Source organism: Thalassospira sp. MBR-102, from assembly GCF_040549275.1.
Taxonomy (GTDB): Bacteria; Pseudomonadota; Alphaproteobacteria; order Rhodospirillales; family Thalassospiraceae; genus Thalassospira; species Thalassospira xiamenensis.
Map to the genome: position 1 here is coordinate 1 of NZ_JBEPTC010000011.1, position 18,129 is coordinate 18,129.

General features: G+C 55.3%; 14 protein-coding genes. 8 read left to right on the plus strand and 6 right to left on the minus strand.

The window, feature by feature from the left end:
• The first annotated feature begins 785 nt into the window (after positions 1-785).
• Complete coding sequence (locus ABIE64_RS16815) at positions 786-1,235, plus strand: hypothetical protein (protein WP_233421754.1); 450 nt, start codon at positions 786-788, stop codon at positions 1,233-1,235.
• A gap of 82 nt (positions 1,236-1,317) precedes the next feature.
• On the opposite strand, the gene upp is transcribed toward ABIE64_RS16815, so the two are convergent.
• On the minus strand, positions 1,318-1,968 hold the full coding sequence (gene upp / locus ABIE64_RS16820; RefSeq protein ID WP_007092206.1) for a uracil phosphoribosyltransferase: 651 nt from the start codon (positions 1,966-1,968) through the stop codon (positions 1,318-1,320).
• Positions 1,969-2,190: 222 nt separating this feature from the next.
• Entirely contained in the window at positions 2,191-3,279 is a 1,089-nt protein-coding gene (locus tag ABIE64_RS16825) for an SPOR domain-containing protein (protein WP_354378027.1), read from the minus strand.
• A 700-nt stretch (positions 3,280-3,979) separates the two neighbouring features.
• Between ABIE64_RS16825 and ABIE64_RS16830 the strand changes: the two genes are divergently transcribed.
• The gene (locus tag ABIE64_RS16830; protein ID WP_354378028.1) at positions 3,980-6,283 is read left to right on the plus strand and encodes a methyl-accepting chemotaxis protein; all 2,304 of its coding nucleotides are present in this window, start codon (positions 3,980-3,982) and stop codon (positions 6,281-6,283) included.
• A 73-nt stretch (positions 6,284-6,356) separates the two neighbouring features.
• Here ABIE64_RS16830 and ABIE64_RS16835 read toward each other — a convergent pair whose 3' ends face one another.
• Entirely contained in the window at positions 6,357-7,505 is a 1,149-nt protein-coding gene (locus ABIE64_RS16835; protein ID WP_354378029.1) for an alpha-hydroxy acid oxidase, read from the minus strand.
• Positions 7,506-7,509: 4 nt separating this feature from the next.
• On the minus strand, positions 7,510-8,127 hold the full coding sequence (locus ABIE64_RS16840) for a helix-turn-helix domain-containing protein (RefSeq protein WP_065702207.1): 618 nt from the start codon (positions 8,125-8,127) through the stop codon (positions 7,510-7,512).
• A gap of 413 nt (positions 8,128-8,540) precedes the next feature.
• Here ABIE64_RS16840 and ABIE64_RS16845 point away from each other — a divergent pair, with 413 nt between their 5' ends.
• The 5 genes from ABIE64_RS16845 to ABIE64_RS16865 all read left to right on the plus strand — a co-directional run bounded on the left by ABIE64_RS16845 (position 8,541) and on the right by ABIE64_RS16865 (position 13,925).
• Positions 8,541-9,575: a TRAP transporter substrate-binding protein gene (locus ABIE64_RS16845; RefSeq protein WP_063094936.1), complete on the plus strand. Its 1,035-nt coding sequence runs from the start codon at positions 8,541-8,543 to the stop codon at positions 9,573-9,575.
• Between the two features lie 131 nt (positions 9,576-9,706).
• Positions 9,707-10,225 carry a TRAP transporter small permease gene (locus ABIE64_RS16850; protein WP_063094938.1) on the plus strand — a complete coding sequence of 173 codons (519 nt, stop codon included), beginning with the start codon at positions 9,707-9,709 and terminating at the stop codon, positions 10,223-10,225.
• 8 nt (positions 10,226-10,233) lie between these two features.
• On the plus strand, positions 10,234-11,538 hold the full coding sequence (locus tag ABIE64_RS16855; protein ID WP_063094941.1) for a TRAP transporter large permease: 1,305 nt from the start codon (positions 10,234-10,236) through the stop codon (positions 11,536-11,538).
• A 30-nt stretch (positions 11,539-11,568) separates the two neighbouring features.
• Entirely contained in the window at positions 11,569-12,468 is a 900-nt protein-coding gene (gene dapA / locus ABIE64_RS16860) for a 4-hydroxy-tetrahydrodipicolinate synthase (protein WP_354378030.1), read from the plus strand.
• A 23-nt stretch (positions 12,469-12,491) separates the two neighbouring features.
• Positions 12,492-13,925: an FAD-binding oxidoreductase gene (locus ABIE64_RS16865; RefSeq protein WP_354378031.1), complete on the plus strand. Its 1,434-nt coding sequence runs from the start codon at positions 12,492-12,494 to the stop codon at positions 13,923-13,925.
• Positions 13,926-13,996: 71 nt separating this feature from the next.
• On the opposite strand, the gene ABIE64_RS16870 is transcribed toward ABIE64_RS16865, so the two are convergent.
• A complete protein-coding gene (locus ABIE64_RS16870; protein ID WP_085644269.1) occupies positions 13,997-14,299 on the minus strand; it encodes a cupin domain-containing protein in 303 nt (100 codons plus the stop codon).
• A 99-nt stretch (positions 14,300-14,398) separates the two neighbouring features.
• On the minus strand, positions 14,399-17,026 hold the full coding sequence (gene pepN, locus ABIE64_RS16875; RefSeq protein WP_354378032.1) for an aminopeptidase N: 2,628 nt from the start codon (positions 17,024-17,026) through the stop codon (positions 14,399-14,401).
• Between the two features lie 420 nt (positions 17,027-17,446).
• On the opposite strand from pepN, the gene ABIE64_RS16880 reads away from it, so the two are divergent.
• On the plus strand, positions 17,447-18,118 hold the full coding sequence (locus ABIE64_RS16880) for a response regulator (protein ID WP_007092201.1): 672 nt from the start codon (positions 17,447-17,449) through the stop codon (positions 18,116-18,118).
• The last annotated feature ends 11 nt before the right edge of the window (positions 18,119-18,129 follow it).

The following is an 18,129-nucleotide window of genomic DNA, read 5'->3' on the forward strand; positions in this document are numbered from 1 at the left end:
GATCAAACTCTCATGTTCAATCCAAGCTTGTCTCATAGACAAACTCTTAAAAACCGACGTCTGCACATTTTGGTGGTTACCACAAACCAATCTGGTCTAAACCAAACCGGTCCGTCGTCTCCAGGATGCACAGACTAAACGCCATAACGCTGCCCGCGCATCCCTTCCTACTGATCAACAATGTCAAAGAACTCTAGAGCCGTAGCCCTCTACCTTCCAGTCCGCGTCGCCGTCTCCTTGGCGCCGCACCCCGTCGGTGGAGGCGGGTTATAGGGCCCCTAACCAAACCTGTAAACACCTTTTTCGAGAAAAAATGCATTTCGACGTCTTTTTTATCGAAATCCATTAAATTCAATGACTTAGTATTTTACGCTTTACCAACCGTGGCAACAAGTCCACGGCGGGCTTCGGACTTTAAGTTGAATAATCGCAAATCCGTCTGGCAAAATACGGCGCAAGTCGGCCATTCAGACCGCAAGAAAAACCCGAAACCCGAATAATGATTCGCCGTCTGGTGCGCTTTTTATCCGGGTTCGACCAAATTACCCCCTGTCCCGATCCACTTTCTTGATACGGATCAGATGATCGATGGCAATTTTGATGCTTTATATATGGTGTTTGCGGTGCAATGATCGCTTGCAGGAAAACCGGACGGGACACGCAATATTGCCAATTGGTCTTTGAAAAGATGGACAAAAGGCAATATGTGAACCTTTCCTTTACATAATGACCTGATTATGGGGCGAGATAACAGTGCCTGAACGGCATTAGGGGACCGAAGGAAGATGATGAGACTGCGACATTCATTTATTTGTGCAGCCGCACTGGCAAGCCTTGCGCTTGCGGGGTGCTCCGGTTCGAACCTTGTTCCGAATACTTCGTCAAACAACGGGTCGGATAGCAAGGGTGGTGGTCAACCGATCCCGTCCTTTACCCAGTTCACCGACATTCCGATGCCGTCCAATTCCTCGCTGGATATGGATCGCAGCATCATTTTCGGGGCATCCGATGCGTGGCACGGGCGTCTTGTGATCAATGCCGGTGGCACACCCGCCCAGATGTATGATTTCTATGAACGTGAAATGCCCAATTTCGGCTGGAGCAAGGTCACCGTGGTCCGCGCCGATATATCGGTGATGGTTTATGACCGCGAAAGCCGCGTTGCAACGATCAAGCTGCAAGGCGGATCGTTTGCCGGATCAACGGTTGATATCACGGTATCGCCAAAAGGCTGATCACGGCACCGACGAAATCCGAATAGACCACACGAAAGGGCGCCGACGGCGCCCTTTCGTGTTACTGTATCATGCGATCAGATCAGCGGGTGCCAAACAGACGGTCACCGGCATCGCCAAGGCCCGGCACGATATAGGCCTTTTCATTCAGCTTCTCGTCAAGGCCCGCAGTATAGACCGGTACATTCGGATGCGCGTCATGGAAGACCTTGACCCCTTCGGGGGCCGCGACCAGCGCCATGAAGCGAATGTCTTCATCCTTCACGCCATATTTGTTCAGCGTATCAACTGCCGCCACCGCCGAATTCCCGGTTGCCAGCATCGGATCGACCAGAATGAAGGTCCGGCCTTCGACTTCGGGCAGCTTCACCAGATATTCGACCGGCATGTGGGTTTCGGGATCACGATACAGGCCAATATGGCCGATGCGCGCGGACGGCATCAGTTCGATCAGACCATCGGCCATACCAAGACCGGCACGCAGGATCGGCACGACGGCCAGTTTGCGGCCCTGGATCATCGGTGCCTTCATCGGGCAGATCGGGGTGACGATATCCTCATAACTGACCGGCAATTCGCGGGTGATCTCGTAGCCCATCAGCAGCGCAATTTCCTTCAGCAGCTGGCGGAAGGTCTTGGTCGAGGTATCAACCTTGCGCATATGCGTCAGTTTGTGCTGGATCAGCGGGTGATCGAGAATATGAAGATTGGGAAAATCGTTTTGCGTGGTCATGTTTCTGCCAACCATCCTGATGTGCAAAGCTGCCCGCGTGGCACGTCACGGCTTTGCTTTCCGAAAAACTCTGGCGTACCGCCTAAAGCCTTTGCCCTGTGAAGGCAAGTAGAATGCCGCAAAGATGGCGCAAAAACAAACCCGTTCATCAGAAAACAGAAAGGGCCGATGCAGCATCTGCACCGGCCCCGGTATCATATTGATCGACACTATATATATGTGTCAGTTGACTTCGCGGTCATTGGGCTCGGCCCGGACCGGGAAACCGTCAAGATTCTGGTCCTTCTTGACCGCACTTGCCTTGTCGCGCGCTTCCTTCATGGTCGTAAATCTGCCAACCCGGACATAATACCAGGTGGCATCCCCTTCGGGGCCACGGGCGACAACCGCGACCTCAAGGCCAAGCTTGCGCAATTCTTCGGCGCGCTGGCTGGCATTTTCATGCACCTTGAAGGCCCCCACCTGAACCGAGAACGGGGCGGCCGCCCCGGACGCGGTTGCTTTGGGCGCAGACGTCGCTGCCGGTTCGGTTTTCTTGGCAACCGTCGTGTTTTCCGCCGCGGCCGCCGGGGCTTCGGGGACTGCGGGTGCCGCCGATGCGGATGTGGATGTGGATGTGGTTTCTGATGACTTGGCTGCGGCATCATCGGATGATTTGATTTCCGGTGCCTGAAGCTTGCGCGGGGCATTCGCGCCCTGATCGGCCTGTTCCGCACGGGCCGCCGCCTTTTCGGCGTCGCTCATTTCCGGGGCGACCGGGGCATCATTTCCGTCGGTCGTACCTTCATTGGCCGCCTCACCGTTTTCTGCGGTATTGCCCGCATCCTCGCCCTCGATCACGGCACTGCGTTCGGCAATCAGATCCCCCACCGGATCATCGGTCACAGCCGGTGCCGCCGGGGTTGAGGATGACGTTTCAGTCCCCGACAGAGTACCGGCATCGGGCATTTCGGCTGTCGGTGCCGGGTTTGATGTCGGACTTTCGGGCAGGGTTGCCAGAATTTCGGCCTGCCCTGCCGGTTTTTCGTTGGCTGCCATCTGTTCGTCAGGGTCCATGAACAGCCCAGCGCCGACCAGCATGCCGACAAAGAACAAGACCAGACCGAGCATGCCGGCACCGGTTGCGAGACCCAGTAAGGTTTTGCGATCCATTTCTGCTATCCGCCCATTTTGTGACTGTCGATGACGCCCGCCGTCCTCACCATGGCCATTGCGGCCATAAATAAACGCCGGTAAGGGCGCGTCTTTCTGCGGTTCCGGTTTCGGGTCCGCATGCAGGTCGGTGCGGTTGTTTTCGTCTTCGCCAGCCATTTTCTGCCGGTCCTTTACGACTGATTATCTGTAAATATCGCGCGTATCCGTCATGGCGATTGACCCCCGCCACAGGCTACCCTGCTTCTTTTAGGGCACAGGCCGTTTATAAAACGCTAAAAACGCAGGCCCGGTCGCCCCCAAAATCGCGCGCCGATATGCAGATTGCAGATGTCATGAAACTTTGGCGATTTCAAAGCACGGATGTCGCAAAACCGGCCAGCAGGACAAAAAAAGGGAGGCTGGTATATAGCCCGGAATTGTCCCGCACAATTTCCGGATACCAGCCCCCTCGAGTGAGAGAGATCGACCTTCGGGGAGAGAGAGTCCCGAAGAACAGTGACCATCAGGTACGCCATGTCAGCCTGATGGCCCGTCGCAAACGACGTTGCCGTCTGCATTTGACAAACACAGTCATAGATCATCAGAAATCTAATTGCAAACGATTATCACACTCGTTCGCAAGTTTTTTTGTGTTTTTTCAATAGCCATCCGAAATTCACGGGATTCCCGGCCCGGATTTCGCGCCCGTCACGAATATATAGAATACTGTATACCGCGAAAAACATGGGGTTTGGGGCAATAGCGCTATTGTGTTTGCCGCCAAGCTCTGTTTGGATCAAACCAATTACCCCCCAAGAGGTAGACCGGGAACGAAGCACCAAAAGAACCATAAAAAACTGGCTCTGGAGTGTAATGAATGACGGGAGACAAAGCCGCGAAGACGGCTATTGCAGGGGGCGCTACGGGCCTCCTGACGTTACGACGCATCCTGCTTGTAACAGGTTTGCTTTTATCGGGTGCAGTCACATGGATGTTGCTGTGGACCGGTGACACCTATCGAAACTTTGCCGTTGATACGCTGAACAATTCGGTCGGCGGCACAGTCAATTTCTTTGTCCGTTCACGCGTGGCACAGGATTACGCAGACAAGGTCACACCGATTGTCAATGAATGGTCGCGCCTTGGCAGTCTGGTCAAAAGCTATCAGGATAACGATCAGGCCCGCATGAAGGCCGAACTTAACATCCTTTCCAATGCCAGCCAGGTCGTTCAGGGCGAACTGGTTCTGGTCGAAACCATCGCCTATGACACCGATTTCAACCAGCTTGCAACCTCGGATGCCAATCTGGGGGCCAGTGTCACCGATGATGCGGCGGTGATGGATTACCTTAAAACACGCGACAAGGCCGATGCCCGCAAACCGGTGACCTATATGTGGGCAACCCCAACCGGCAAACCGGTTTTCAGCACCATCGTTCCGGTTGGCGGTTTTCGTGCTGTCGGCTTTATGGAAGTCATCACCGATCCCCTGCCTACCCTTACAGGTATCGGCAAGGTGCTTGGCGGTAATTTCCGCATTCTTGGCGATGATGGCACCGTTCTGTTTGAAAGCCTTGAAGACGGTAAAACGACGGAAGGCGGCGAGGTCCTGCCCGGAGCCACCAGCACCGAGGCCCCTACCCCAGAAGATAAAGCAGAAGATACAAACGCAGCAGCCGTGACACCGGCCGACGGCACCCGGCGTGCCACGGTCGATATCGAAATCGGCAATGACCGTGGTGGGGTTTGGGCCACCGCCACGTTTGATCGCGATATTACCGACTTCTATTCCCAGACCGACGATCTTCGAACGCTCTCGATCGAAATTCTGGTCGCCGTCCTTCTGGTTGGCTGGATTGCGGGCTGGATATTGCTCAGAACCACGGTATTTCGCAATCTGCGCGCCTTTGCCGGGGCAATGACATCGATCTCAAACGGGGATACCAATGTCCGCCTGCCCCGGGTCGGGTCCGATGAAATCGGCGAAATGCGCAAGGCACTGGTTGGCCTGCGCGAAGCCGTGCGTCAGGCGATGATCCTGCAAAACATGGTCGAAAACACCCCGACCATGACCGCCCTGATCACGCCTGAAGGCGAACTGACATATCTGAATGCCAGTGCGCAAACCTATGTCGGTGGTGATGCGGCTTCGGTTTCGGGCGACTTCCTCAAGGTCGGTGCGGAATTCCAGAAACGGCTTTCCAACCCGGCCAACCTGCCCTTTACCGAAGTGGTCAAAACCGAACGCGATCACCTTGAACTTCTGGCAGCCCCCGTGCGCGACAAGGACAATGCCCTTGTGGGCACCATGCTGGCCTGGAACGTGGTGACCGAACGCGAAGAAAGCCGCATCGCGGTCAGCGAAATGATGGCCGAGGTCGCCCGGGTTGCGCAATCGGTCACCGAACAGTCCGAAGGGCTTCTTGGCCTTGCCCGTGATCTGACCAGCCAGTCGGAAAACACGGTCGATCAGTCAGGCAGCGCGCTTGACGTCTCACGCGAGGCGGCAAGCAACACCCAGAACGTCGCCACCGCGGTCGAGGAACTTTCATCCTCGATTGCCGAAATCAACCGTCAGGCATCCGAGGCCGCAAACGTGACCAACCGGGCACGCACCGAGGCAGAGGAAAGCCAGCGCAATATCGTATCGCTTGAAAAGGCAAGCTCGGAAATCGGATCGATCATTGATCTGATCAACGATATCGCGCATCGCACCAAGCTTCTGTCGCTTAATGCGACCATCGAAGCCGAGCGGGCGGGCGAACTGGGGCGTGGTTTTGCCGTTGTCGCAAACGAAGTCAAATCGCTTGCCGATCAGACCGCAAATGCCACCGGCCAGATCGGCGATCTGACCACCGCGATCCAGCAGGAAGTCCAGAAAGCCGCCCATTCCATCAGCACGGTGGGCGACGTTATTCATCAGGTCAACGACATCCAGTCGACGATCACCCATTCGGTGGATGAACAGCGACGCGCGACCAGCGAGATTTCGGAAAACGTACAGCGCATTGCATCAGGCGCCGGATCGATGGACCAGATGATCCGGTTCGTGAATGACGGTGCACAAAGCACGGGCCGCTCGGCCCATGACCTCAACACTGCCAGCCGCGAACTTTCCGACATGGCACGCAATCTTTCCGAACGCATGAAGGAATTCAGCGAACGGATGAAACTGACCTGATCGTACCTGCCTGAAACAGGCCACGACACAAAAAGGCGGCACATATCGCGTGCCGCCTTTTCATTTGCCACCATCAGACAATTGCATTCCCTTTGAATTCTTCCACCCGGCCAATGCCAGCAAAGATCATATTGCTTTGCATTTCTTCGACAAGCATCGCAAGGACATCAATCGCGCCCAGCTCTCCGCCGGCGGCCAAGCCATAAAGCGGCAATCGGCCAATCAGAACCGAACGGCTGCCCAGTGCCAGATATTTAAGAATATCGCTTCCACGACGAACGCCACTATCGGCCATAATTTCAAGCTTGCCACCGACTGCGGCTGCAATTTCCGGCAGGACCGTCGCCGGCGCAGGCGCAAGGTCAAAGTTCCGCCCGCCATGTGCGGACACCACAATACCATCGGCACCGATCTGGGCGGCGCGCTCGGCATCAACCGTCGACAATATGCCTTTAAGGATAAGCCGCCCCTGCCAGCGATCCCGAATTTCCGCAATGTCCCCCCAACTGAGCGTCTTTTCGATTTTGACATCGTCCGCCGCCGTTTGGCGGGTAATCGCAGTTCTGTATTCAGGTGGATAATGCGCATAGCTCGGCATGCCCGTCGTCATCAGATACCGCAACATGACCGAACATAACCAGCCCGGATGACGCAGCACATCGGAAATGCCACGCACGGTTGGGACAAAGGGAATGGCAAATCCGTTGCGCTGGTTATAGTCGCGCTTGGGCCCCTGCGGCGTATCAACCGTCACAATCAGGGTTTCCGCATTACAGCCCTGTGCCCGATCCAGCAAATTCCACGTCAAAGCCCGGTTCTGCCAGACATAAAGCTGAAGCCACAATTCCGCATCGGGCGCCCCTTTTCGAATGTCTTCGATCGTCATCACGGACTGGGTCGAAACACAGAAAGGTATGCCAAACGTTCCGGCAGCCCGGGCAAGCTTCGCCTCCCCGTCATGCGACACCAGACCGGCCAAAGCCGTCGGCGCAATGATCAGCGGGCAGGAATACTTGCGATCAAACAGCGAAACCGACAGGTCGACATTGTCATGCCCCGCCAGAACAGCCTGCTGCAATTTAATACGGTCAAGGGATTGGCGGATATCGGCCAAGGCCAGCTCGGCCTCGGTCCCGCGATCAATATATTCAAACAGCCCTTTGGGAAGCCGTTTGCGTGCTACCGCACGATAATCGTCGCCATTCAATAGCCCTGCTGCCATGCGCTCAACTCGTCAGAACCCAAAGGACAACCGCTTCTTCTGGGCCGCTTCGGGTCCAGACATGCTCTGCACTGGCGTCGTAATACATCGAATCGCCTTCATGAAGCTCCAGCGGTTCATAGATTTTGCTATGCACGATGACCGTTCCGCTCAGCACGGTCATGAAAATCTCGGCATCCGTCTTGGGCCAGACATCGTATTCCTCGACATCCCTGGCAACGACACGGGTTTTGATCGGCGTCATGCGCTTGTTTTTCAGATCAGAACACAGAAGCTTGTTATCGCAGCTTCCCGAAAGATGCGGTTTACCTTCGTTCGCACGTGTAACACTTCGACGTCCCAACAGGGATGGCTGTTCATCCGGATCAGCCAGAAGACTGATGACATCCATATCAAAGCCCCTCGCGATCCGCTGGATCGTCGAGATGGTCGGCGACAGTTCGCTACGTTCAATCTTTGAGAAAGCGGATGCCGAAATCCCCGAAGCCTTGCTGGCATCCTGTAATGTCCAGTTGCGCGCCTTGCGCAATTGATGCAATCGCGGACCAAACGCATCAGGCCGGTTACCCGAAGAACTCGTTTGTCGGCGGTTGGACTGGAAATCTTCCAGATCGACGTTCATGCCTTGATATTCCCCTTGTTCATAATCAATGCCCTTTCGTGTCAGAAGCAGCTGCCTGTTGAACAACCGAAGCCTGAACACCCCCTTCGCTTTTTACAGCATCAGTAGCATATACCATATCAGAAAATATGCCATATTTGACAAAAAATATACTATAGGAAATTTTTTATCGTATTTTATTGACTTCGATTGTATCGGATATATTCTGAATTCACCGGATGCATTTCGAACCTTGCGAAAACTTCTCGCCCAATCTTCGCAGCACAACCTTTCGCGATGCGTCCGGCACCAAACCGACTTTGCGGCCAATAAGAAACTCAACCAAACGCAAGTGTCTGAAAATTTATCAGGGAAATACCAGGCAGACATCAAAGCACCATTGCTCTGTGCGCTGCCCGGTATAAGGAGAAAATATGAACATCACTCGAAAGCTTCGGCATGTCACCCTCGCCGCCACCGTTGGCCTGAGTGCATTATTTTCTATATCTGCGCATGCTCAAACGATCGTCAAATTTGCCCATGTCGATGGCGAAGGCGACCTTCTTGATAACCCGTACTGGACCTTTACCGAGGTTTTTGACAACGTCCTTCAGACCCAGTCGGGCGGCCGTTTCAAGCTCGAAGTTTATCCAAACGGCCAGCTTGGGGACCTTGAATCCCTTGCCGAACAGAACTCCATCGGCCTTGTTGACATGGTTGGCGGTCTGAATGCCGGGCACCTTGCCGCATACTACCCGCCCGCCCAGATCCTCGAAATGCCCTACACCTTCCCGACCACCGAAGTCGCGCGCAAGGTGCTGAACGAAGGGCCATTTGGTAAAAAACTGTCCGACATGATTGCCGAAGGCAGCGGCGTGCGCGTGCTCAGCTATCTGACCGGCGCGTTCCGCAACTTCTCGAACTCGGTCCGCCCGATCCGCACCCCCGAAGACATGAAGGGTCTGAAAATCCGAACCCAGACCGTCCCGCTGCATATGGAAATGGTCAAGGCCCTTGGCGCATCCCCGACCCCGATTGCATGGGCCGAACTTTACAGCGCCTTGCAGACCGGCGTGGTCGACGGCCAGGAAAATGCGCCCTACACCATGCTTCTGACCAATCTGCAAGAAGTCCAAAAGTACTACACACTTGATCATCACCTGATCAACATGCCGCTCATCACCATTAATGATGACTTCTATCAAGGCCTGAATGCCGAGGATAAAGTCATCTTTGACACCGCGACGGCCAAGGCGACTTTCGCGATGCTCGGCATCATCGCCGCCAAGGAATCACAGGACCTCAAGGTCATTCGTGACGCTGGCGTCGAGATTTATCAGCCGACCCCGGCAGAATTCCAGAAATTCGTCGACGCCACCAAGGAACCGATTCGTGCCTTCATGGAAGAAAAGGTTGGTGCCCAGTTGATCGATGAACTCGAAGCTGCTGTCAAAGAAGCACAGAAATAAGATTACGGGCCCGGCTGGCTTCCGCCGGGCCTTTCTTTTCCTGCTTGTTCTGCGAATGCCATCTGGTCCATTCGCGTGACGTTCCGCGATCCGTGTCTCCCTTCCGAACACGATCCGAGAGAGGATTCTTCATGCTTCAGACCCTCGATAAACTCTCATCGACTGTCGCCCATACAACCTCGGTCCTGGCCCGATTGATGCTTGCATCCGTTGCGGTCATCCTGTTCGTACAGGTCGTTTTGCGATTTGGCTTCAACTTCTCCCTGCCGTGGCCCGAAGAAGCCGCACGCTTCCTGATGGTCTGGGTGGTGATGCTGGGCGGCAGCCTGCTTGTTCGTGATGAACAGCTCGTTTGTGTCGACTTCTTTGACAGCTTCTGGCCACGCCGCTGGCTGGGCTATCGCAATGCTTTCTTCCGTTTGCTGCTTGCTCTGCTGCTTGGCGTTCTTCTGGTCAAAGGCATTGATTCCGCCATCTTCGGTCTGCGACGCACATCTGCGGCACTGAACCTGTCATGGTTCTGGATCTATCTCTCGGTCCCGGTCGGCGCCGCCCTGATGCTGTTCCACATGGTCGTCCTTGCCATTCGCGACCTGTTCAGAGGCCCCGACACCGAACAGGAAGCCTCACTTCTGCGTGCCGAGCTCTAGGGGTTATTATGGATTACGCACTTCTTACCATGATCGGTCTGCTGCTGTTGCTGATGTTCCTTGGCAGCCCCGTGATCTTTGCGATTGGCTTTGCCGGCCTTTCCTATTTCTTCGTCAAGCCCGGCATGACCGACATGCTGCACATGTATTCCCACAAATTCTTCACCGGGATGGATGTGTTTATCTGGCTTTCGATCCCGCTATTTATCATTGCCGGTGAAATCATGACATCGGTGGGCATGACAGAACGGCTGGTGCAATTTTCCCGCCTTCTGGTCGGTCGCTGGCGCGGCGGGCTGGCCTATGTCAACGTTGTCGGGTCGATGATGTTTTCCGGCGTGTCCGGTTCGGCGCTGGCCGATATCTCCGCCCTTGGCCCTGTCGAAATCGACATGATGAAAAAGGACGGATACCGTGCGGACTTTGCCGCCGCTGTCACCGTCAGCTCAGCCATTCAGGGGCCGATCATTCCGCCCTCGATCCCGCTGATCATTTTCTCAAGCCTGACCAACACATCGGTTGCCGCTCTGTTCCTTGGCGGTGCCGTGCCCGGTGCGATGATGGGAATTGCGCAGATCATCGTGATCTATTTCATCGCACGCAAAAACAACTTTCCGGCAAACCCGATCAAGGCCCTGACGCTCGGCCTGGCATTCAGGATTTTCTACAACGCCTTCTGGGCGCTGTTCATGCCGCTGATCATTATCGGCGGGATCATTTCGGGCATCTTCACCGCAACAGAAGCAGCATCAATCGCCGTTGCCTACGCCATTCTGGTCGGCATCTGTGCCTATCGCACCCTGTCGCTCAAACAGATATGGGGCATTCTTGATCGTGCGGTCCGCACATCGGCGTCGGTTTATCTGATTGTCGGTTTTGCCAGCGTGATCAGTTGGATTCTGGCTACCGAACGTGTGCCGTCCGAACTGACCATGCTGGTTGAAACGCTTGATATGCAGCCCTGGATGCTGCTGCTGTGCCTGAACATTTTCTTCCTGATCAACGGTCTTTGGATCGGCGATTCCGTTCAGCTTCTTCTGTTTGCGCCGCTTTTCACCCCGATTGTGGCTGCCATGGGTGTCGACCCGGTACAATTCGGTGTCATCATGGTGGTTAACGTGATGATCGGGCTCATGACACCGCCTTACGGGCTGGGGCTTTACCTTGGCTCGGCCATAAGCGGCCAACCGCTTGCCGCGATTGTCCGCAAAAGCTTCCCGTTCCTGATTTCCAATATCGTCGTTCTGTTGATCGTAACCTACGTGCCTGCTGTCTCCCTGACACTGCCGCGCATGTTCGGTTTCCTGAACTGATCGCCACCACCCAAAAGACACGAGACTGAAATGACTCTTACAAAAAACCACATTACCGGCCTTTACACCGCGATTGTCACCCCGTTTAACAGCGACAAATCCATTGATCACAAGGCCCTTGCCGATCTCGTCACCTGGCAGCTTGCTGCTGGTGCAACCGGCATCGTTCCGATTGGCGGTACGGGTGAATATCCGGCCCTCTCGCGCGAAGAACGCAAGGACATCGTAAAAACCTGCGTCGATGCCGCCGGAACCGCCCCGGTCATTCCGGGCGTTCTTTCCACCGGCTTCCCCGACGCCGTCGAAGCTGGCAGGGACTTCGCAAAAGTCGGGGCTGCCGGGGTCATGACCGTGACCCCCTATTACGCGGCCGGTACCCAGGACGGCATGCGCAAATATTTTGCCAATTATCGCAACGAAGTTGGCGTCCCGGTTCTGCTTTATGAAATCCCCCGCCGCACAACCGTCTCAACCAAGGCCGAAACCATTCAGGCAATGGCCGAAGACGGTTCGATCATCGGCATGAAATGTTCAAACTATGACATGCCGGAATTCATCAAGACGATGAAACTGGCCGGTGATAAAATGGCTATTCTCAGCGGCGAAGAACCGCTGTTTGCCACCCATGTAACCCTTGGTGCCAAGGGCGGCGTTCTGGCGTCCGCAAACGTCTATCCGAAAATCTGGATCGAGATTTTCAACCTTGCGCGTAACGGCAAACTGCACGAGGCGCTTAACCTTCAGAAGCAGCTCGATAACGCCATCGATGCCATTTTCCGCGAAACCAACCCCGGCCCCTTGAAAAAATACATGGAAATGGCCGGACACCCGGTTGGTGGTGTGCGCCTGCCCCTTGAAGACCCGTCAGAAGTAACCATCAACGCGCTGAAATCCGCCTTTGATAGCGCTTCTCTTGCCAACGTAGCCTGATCTCTTCTTTCCAAGGACCTGCCATGATTAATCGTCTCCACCAAATCCTCGGCGATAAAGGTTTGATCACCGATCCACAGGATATGCACCCTTATCTGATAGATTGGCGTGATCGAAGGAAAGGCAAAGCCCTGTGCGTTGCCCTTCCAGCCAATGTCGAGGAGGTCTCCCGGACGATGAAAGTGGCGGCCGAGGAAGGACAGCCTGTATTCCCCCTCGGGGGGAATACAGGCCTCTGCTACGGCGGTGTCCCCGAAAGCCCCGCGGATGACAAACCGGGCATCGTCATCAGCCTGCAACGCATGAAGCAAATACGCGAATTTGACGAGGCGGCAAATATCGTCACCGTCGATGCCGGCATCATCCTTGCCGACCTTCATGAAAAGAGCAAACCCTACAAACGCCAGTTCCCGCTCTATCTCGGCAGCGAAGGCAGTGCGCAGATCGGTGGCCTGATCTCGACCAATGCCGGGGGTACCGGCGTTGTCAAATATGGCCCGATGCGCGATCTCGTCTGCGGGATCGAGGTTGTTCTGGCCGATGGCCGAATTCTAAGCGACCTCGAAGGGCTCAAGAAAAACAATACTGGCTATGACCTCAAACATCTGTTCATCGGGGCCGAGGGCACGCTTGGCATTGTTACCGGTGCGGCATTGCGCCTGCATCCGGAAAACACCAATGATGCGCATGCCTGGGTGTCAGTTGATTCTCCCGAAACCGCCGTCCGCCTGTTTACCGAATTTCAGGATAAATGCGGCCCCTATATCGAAGCCTTCGAACTCGTTTCCGGCACCGAAATTGACGCGGTTGTCCGCCACATTGACCGCATCCGCGTGCCTTTCGATACCGTTCCCGACTGGTCCTTGATGATCGAACTGACTGCAACCGATGCATCGGTCGATCTGAACGGCATCTTTGAAGAGGTTCTTGGCGAAAACCTTGAAAACGGATCGGTCCTTGATGCCTTCATCGCCAGCAACGCCCAGCAGGCCGAACAAATCTGGCATGTCCGCCATTCCGTGACCGAAGCCAACAAACTCGAAGGCATGGGACTTGTTCACGATGTTGCCGTTCGCGTCTCAAAAGTCCCGGCTTTCATCGCCAAAGCCAAGGAAGTCACCGCCGAAAAATTCCCAATGGCAACACCGCTTCTGGTCAACCATCTGGGCGATGGCAATGTGCATTACATCCTGATGTTCCCGCACGATTACTGGAACCAGCTTTCCGATCCCGAACAGGTCACACATGACGTCCAATGCTGCGTCCACGACATCGCAGCAAGCTTCGGCGGAACTTTCAGCGCCGAACACGGCGTTGGCCGAAAACTGACCGACGAACTAGAACGCCTCTGCGATCCGCTGCGCTACGAACTGATGATCGGCATCAAGAAAAGCCTCGATCCGGAAAACAGAATGAATCCCGGCGTTCTTTTCAGGAACCTGACCACAGGCTGCTAAATACCAGTCCGAAACAAAAAAAGGCGGCACATATCGCGTGCCGCCTTTCGCGTTTTCCATTGGTCGGCTGTTTAAGCCAGCGGTTCAGGATCAAGCAATATGAACGATCCGCGGCAACCGGGCAAAATGCTGTGCCGGACCCCGCGTGGGATCAGGTGAAAATCACCAGCCTTAAGGTGCATCGGCACCTGATCAAGCTCCAGCACCAGTTCACCCTCCAGCATCAGGATCGCTTCATCCCAATCCGAATGCATTTCCTCGGCAAGGCCGACGGCATCTGCCTTGAAAAGTTTCATCCGGACACAGCCAAAATCGGCAAGAACCCGGCCCTTCCATCCGTCGGAAAGCTGTGCTGCAACGGCGGCCAAATTCATATTCTATCCCTTTCCATTCGCAACAACCCCCATCGCAAATCATGCATATCGGGCGCATGGGCCTTATGAAGAAAGGCATTCACGCAATGACCCACGGCCTCATACCGCCCGCGATTTCGATGCGATTTCATACAGATCGCGCGAAATGTCCGGTTTCGCGAGGATACGGTCAAGCTCTGCCTTCATCAGGCCGGCCCGCGCCTCGTCATATTTCGCCCATTTGCCAAGCGGCGCGCAAAGCCGTGCCGCGACCTGCGGGTTGATATCGTCAAGCTCGATCAGGCGGTCGGTATAAAACGCATATCCACTGCCGTCCGCTGCGTGGAAGTGACGCGGGTTGGCCATGGCGAACGATCCGATAAGCGACCTGACCTTGTTCGGGTTGCGCATGGTGAATAACGGATGGCTCATAAGGTCCTTCACGCGCGACAGCGTATCATCGCGTGATGACATCGCCTGCAGGCCAAACCATTTATCCATCACCACAGTGTCTTTGCCAAAGCGTGCCTCGAAATCGGCAAGTGCTTCGGCCCGGCCCGGATGATCCAGATGGTTCAGCACCGAAAGGGCCGCCATCCGATCCGTCATGTTATCGGCGCTGCGATATTGCTCGGCTGCCAGATCGGCAAATTCGCCCTCTCCGCTTGCCACCAGATAGGCCAATGCGGTTGCGCGCAAGGCCCGCTGCCCGGCCGATTCCGCGTCCGGAGTAAAGGCCGCGTTTGACGCATTCTGATTATAGGCATTGCCAAATTCGGCCCGAAGGTCCGATCCGATCCGCTTGCGCAACGCATTGCGCACCTGATGGATCGCGTCCGGGTTGGCGGGTTTGCGCTGCTCCGAAAGGAACTCTTCCCCCGGCAGGACAAGCGCATCGGCGCGAAACGCCTTATCAAGATCGTCATTGATCAGGGTCGCACGCATCGCCGCCACAAATTCGGTCACATCGCCCAATGCCTCGTCCGCATCGCCGCCATTCTTTTCAAATTCGGCAATGGCCGAAAGCATCAGCGCGGTCGCATATTTCTGCCCCGCTTCCCAGCGATTGAACGCATCGCTGTCATGCCCCATCAGGAACACAAGCTCCTCATGCGGCTGTTCGGTCGCGATATTCACCGGGGCCGAAAAACCACGGTTGAACGACACCACCGGCACCTGATCGATATTATCAAACACGAATTCCTGTTCGGCCTCGGTCAGTTGCACGGTGCGCGAAACCAACTCCCGGCCATCCCGGCCCAGAAGGCCAATCGCAATCGGCATATGAAGTGCGACCTTGTCCGGCTGCCCCGGTGTCGGTGCGGTTTTCTGGGAAACCGTCAGGCGGAACTGCTTGGACTCCGCATCATGTTCACCCTGCCAGCTCAGGCTCGGCGTCCCCGCCTGCGAATACCAGATTTTAAGCTGCCCAAGGTCAACATCATTGGCATCTTCCATCGCCCTGGCAAAATCATCGCAGGTCACCGCCTGCCCGTCATGCCGATCGAAATAAAGGTCAATCCCCTTGCGATAGCCCTCTGCCCCCAACAGGGTATGCATCATGCGGATAAGCTCCGCGCCCTTTTCATAGACCGTCGCGGTATAGAAATTGTTGATTTCCATATAGCTGTCCGGGCGTACCGGGTGGGCCAACGGCCCGCCATCCTCGGGGAACTGGCGCGCACGAAGTTGGGCTACATCCTTGATGCGCTGCACCGGGCGGGACCGCTGATCGGCCGAAAATTCCTGATCGCGGAAAACCGTCAGGCCTTCTTTGAGGGACAACTGGAACCAGTCCCGGCACGTCACCCGGTTGCCCGACCAGTTGTGGAAATATTCATGCGCAACAATCGATTCGATCAATTCATAATCCGTATCGGTCGCGGTATCGGGCTTAGCCAGGATGTATTTGGCGTTAAACACATTCAGGCTCTTGTTTTCCATCGCCCCCATATTGAAATCAGAAACCGCGACGATATTAAACAGGTCCAGATCATATTCGAGGCCATAGACCTCCTCATCCCACTTCATCGACCGTTTCAGGCTGTCCATCGCATAATCGCAACGGTCTTCATTGCCATGTTCGACAAAAATCCGCAGCGCCACATCACGCCCCGACATGGTCTTGAAGCTGTCCTCGACACAGGCCAAATCGCCTGCCACGAGCGCAAAAAGGTAACTCGGCTTCGGGAACGGATCTTCCCACACCGCGTAATGCCGGTTGCCGTCAAGATCACCGCTATCAATCAGATTGCCGTTGGATAACAAAACCGGGCACGCCGCCTTGTCCGCGTTGATGGTGACTTTATAGGTCGCCATCACATCCGGGCGATCCGGGAAATAGGTAATGCGCCGGAACCCTTCCGCCTCGCACTGCGTACAGAACGCGCTTTGCGACACATAAAGCCCTTCAAGCCGCGTATTGGCCGCAGGCGATATCTGGGTTTCGATATCAACAACAAAGGTTTCGCCCGGTGCGCTAAAGCTGAGCCCCGATGGATCGACATTATATTCATCAACACCAAGCTTGCGATCATCAACCGAAACCGAAACCAGCTTCATGTCTTCGCCGTCAAGATGGACCATGTCGCCACCGCCGGTCCCACGCACAGGATTCGCATGCACGAACAGCCGCGATTTCACATTTGTAACATCCCGATCAAGCTCGAACACCAGTTCGACCTTCTCGACCAGAAAGGCCGGTGCGGTGTAATCTTCGCGGCGGATGACTTGCGGTTGATCAGACATCAGACAGTCCTTTTTCCCTTGGTCTGCGCGGCGTTTCCGGTGATTGTATAAAATCGCCAATGTTGCAGCGCGGCGCAGTTCTTCAAAACTGAATTTCGTTCATTGACCCAACAGATAAGGTAAATTTCACTTTCCGACAAATGCAGAGTTTACGAGCCGGATTTTAGTCGTCATAATCATCAGTGGTGGCGCGAGGGGGGCCGAAGTTTCACATTTCGTGGGGCGAGAGTGATCTTTGGTTTCCCTCACTCCTTTCTGCCAGCGCAGCAAGGACGCATCAGGGTCGCACCACACCAGACAAACAATGTCATCCCGGTTTATCGTCCCCTCACCTTAATATTATCGTGAGACGCCGTTAAAAGATAACGGGATGGAATAATCGCGACCTTTTAAGGGAAATGACTTCCGGGGAAATCGCCAATGGCTGACAGCTTCCAGATTCTGATCGCAGACGACCACCCGCTTGTGCGCGGTGCCCTCAAACAGGCCCTGTCATCAGAATTGGAAAACGTCACACTGTACGAGGCCGGAAGCCTGTCTGAAGCCATCGAACAGATCGAAGCCCATAGCGGCGATATCGACCTTGTCCTGCTGGACCTGCACATGCCCGGCATGAACGGCTTTACCGGCCTGTTCACCCTGCGCGCTTCCTATCCCGACATTCCGGTTTCCATCGTCTCGGCCAGTCAGGAACTGCCGGTTGTCAGACGTTCGATTGAATATGGCGCATCGGCCTTCGTTCCGAAATCCGCCCCCGTTGATCAGATCGGGACGGCCATCCGCACCGTTCTGAACGGTGATATGTGGATGCCCGACTGGGCGCGTGACGCGATTGAAAACGGCCCCGCTGATGACGAGGCCACCGGCCTTGCCGAAAAAATCGGCCAGCTGACGCCACAGCAATTGCGCGTGCTCAACATGCTGACCGAAGGCAAACTGAACAAGCAGATCGCCTACGAGCTTGACGTGACAGAGGCCACCGTAAAGGCCCATGTCTCCGCCATCCTGCGCAAACTTTCGGTCCATAGCCGCACACAGGCCGTCATCATGGCCCGTGAACTGCAATTGCAGGAACCGGCCATCGATGCCTGACGGGTCGCTGC

Excerpts from the sequence above, each read along its gene's own strand:
- ABIE64_RS16840 (WP_065702207.1), bottom strand. The coding sequence starts at position 8,127 with ATGAACGTCGATCTGGAAGATTTCCAGTCCAACCGCCGACAAACGAGT.
- ABIE64_RS16835 (WP_354378029.1), bottom strand. The coding sequence starts at position 7,505 with ATGGCAGCAGGGCTATTGAATGGCGACGATTATCGTGCGGTAGCACGC.
- pepN (WP_354378032.1), bottom strand. The coding sequence starts at position 17,026 with ATGTCTGATCAACCGCAAGTCATCCGCCGCGAAGATTACACCGCACCG.
- ABIE64_RS16850 (WP_063094938.1), top strand. The coding sequence starts at position 9,707 with ATGCTTCAGACCCTCGATAAACTCTCATCGACTGTCGCCCATACAACC.
- ABIE64_RS16870 (WP_085644269.1), bottom strand. The coding sequence starts at position 14,299 with ATGAATTTGGCCGCCGTTGCAGCACAGCTTTCCGACGGATGGAAGGGC.
- ABIE64_RS16845 (WP_063094936.1), top strand. The coding sequence starts at position 8,541 with ATGAACATCACTCGAAAGCTTCGGCATGTCACCCTCGCCGCCACCGTT.
- ABIE64_RS16880 (WP_007092201.1), top strand. The coding sequence starts at position 17,447 with ATGGCTGACAGCTTCCAGATTCTGATCGCAGACGACCACCCGCTTGTG.
- ABIE64_RS16815 (WP_233421754.1), top strand. The coding sequence starts at position 786 with ATGATGAGACTGCGACATTCATTTATTTGTGCAGCCGCACTGGCAAGC.
- ABIE64_RS16855 (WP_063094941.1), top strand. The coding sequence starts at position 10,234 with ATGGATTACGCACTTCTTACCATGATCGGTCTGCTGCTGTTGCTGATG.
- upp (WP_007092206.1), bottom strand. The coding sequence starts at position 1,968 with ATGACCACGCAAAACGATTTTCCCAATCTTCATATTCTCGATCACCCG.
- dapA (WP_354378030.1), top strand. The coding sequence starts at position 11,569 with ATGACTCTTACAAAAAACCACATTACCGGCCTTTACACCGCGATTGTC.
- ABIE64_RS16830 (WP_354378028.1), top strand. The coding sequence starts at position 3,980 with ATGACGGGAGACAAAGCCGCGAAGACGGCTATTGCAGGGGGCGCTACG.
- ABIE64_RS16825 (WP_354378027.1), bottom strand. The coding sequence starts at position 3,279 with ATGGCTGGCGAAGACGAAAACAACCGCACCGACCTGCATGCGGACCCG.
- ABIE64_RS16865 (WP_354378031.1), top strand. The coding sequence starts at position 12,492 with ATGATTAATCGTCTCCACCAAATCCTCGGCGATAAAGGTTTGATCACC.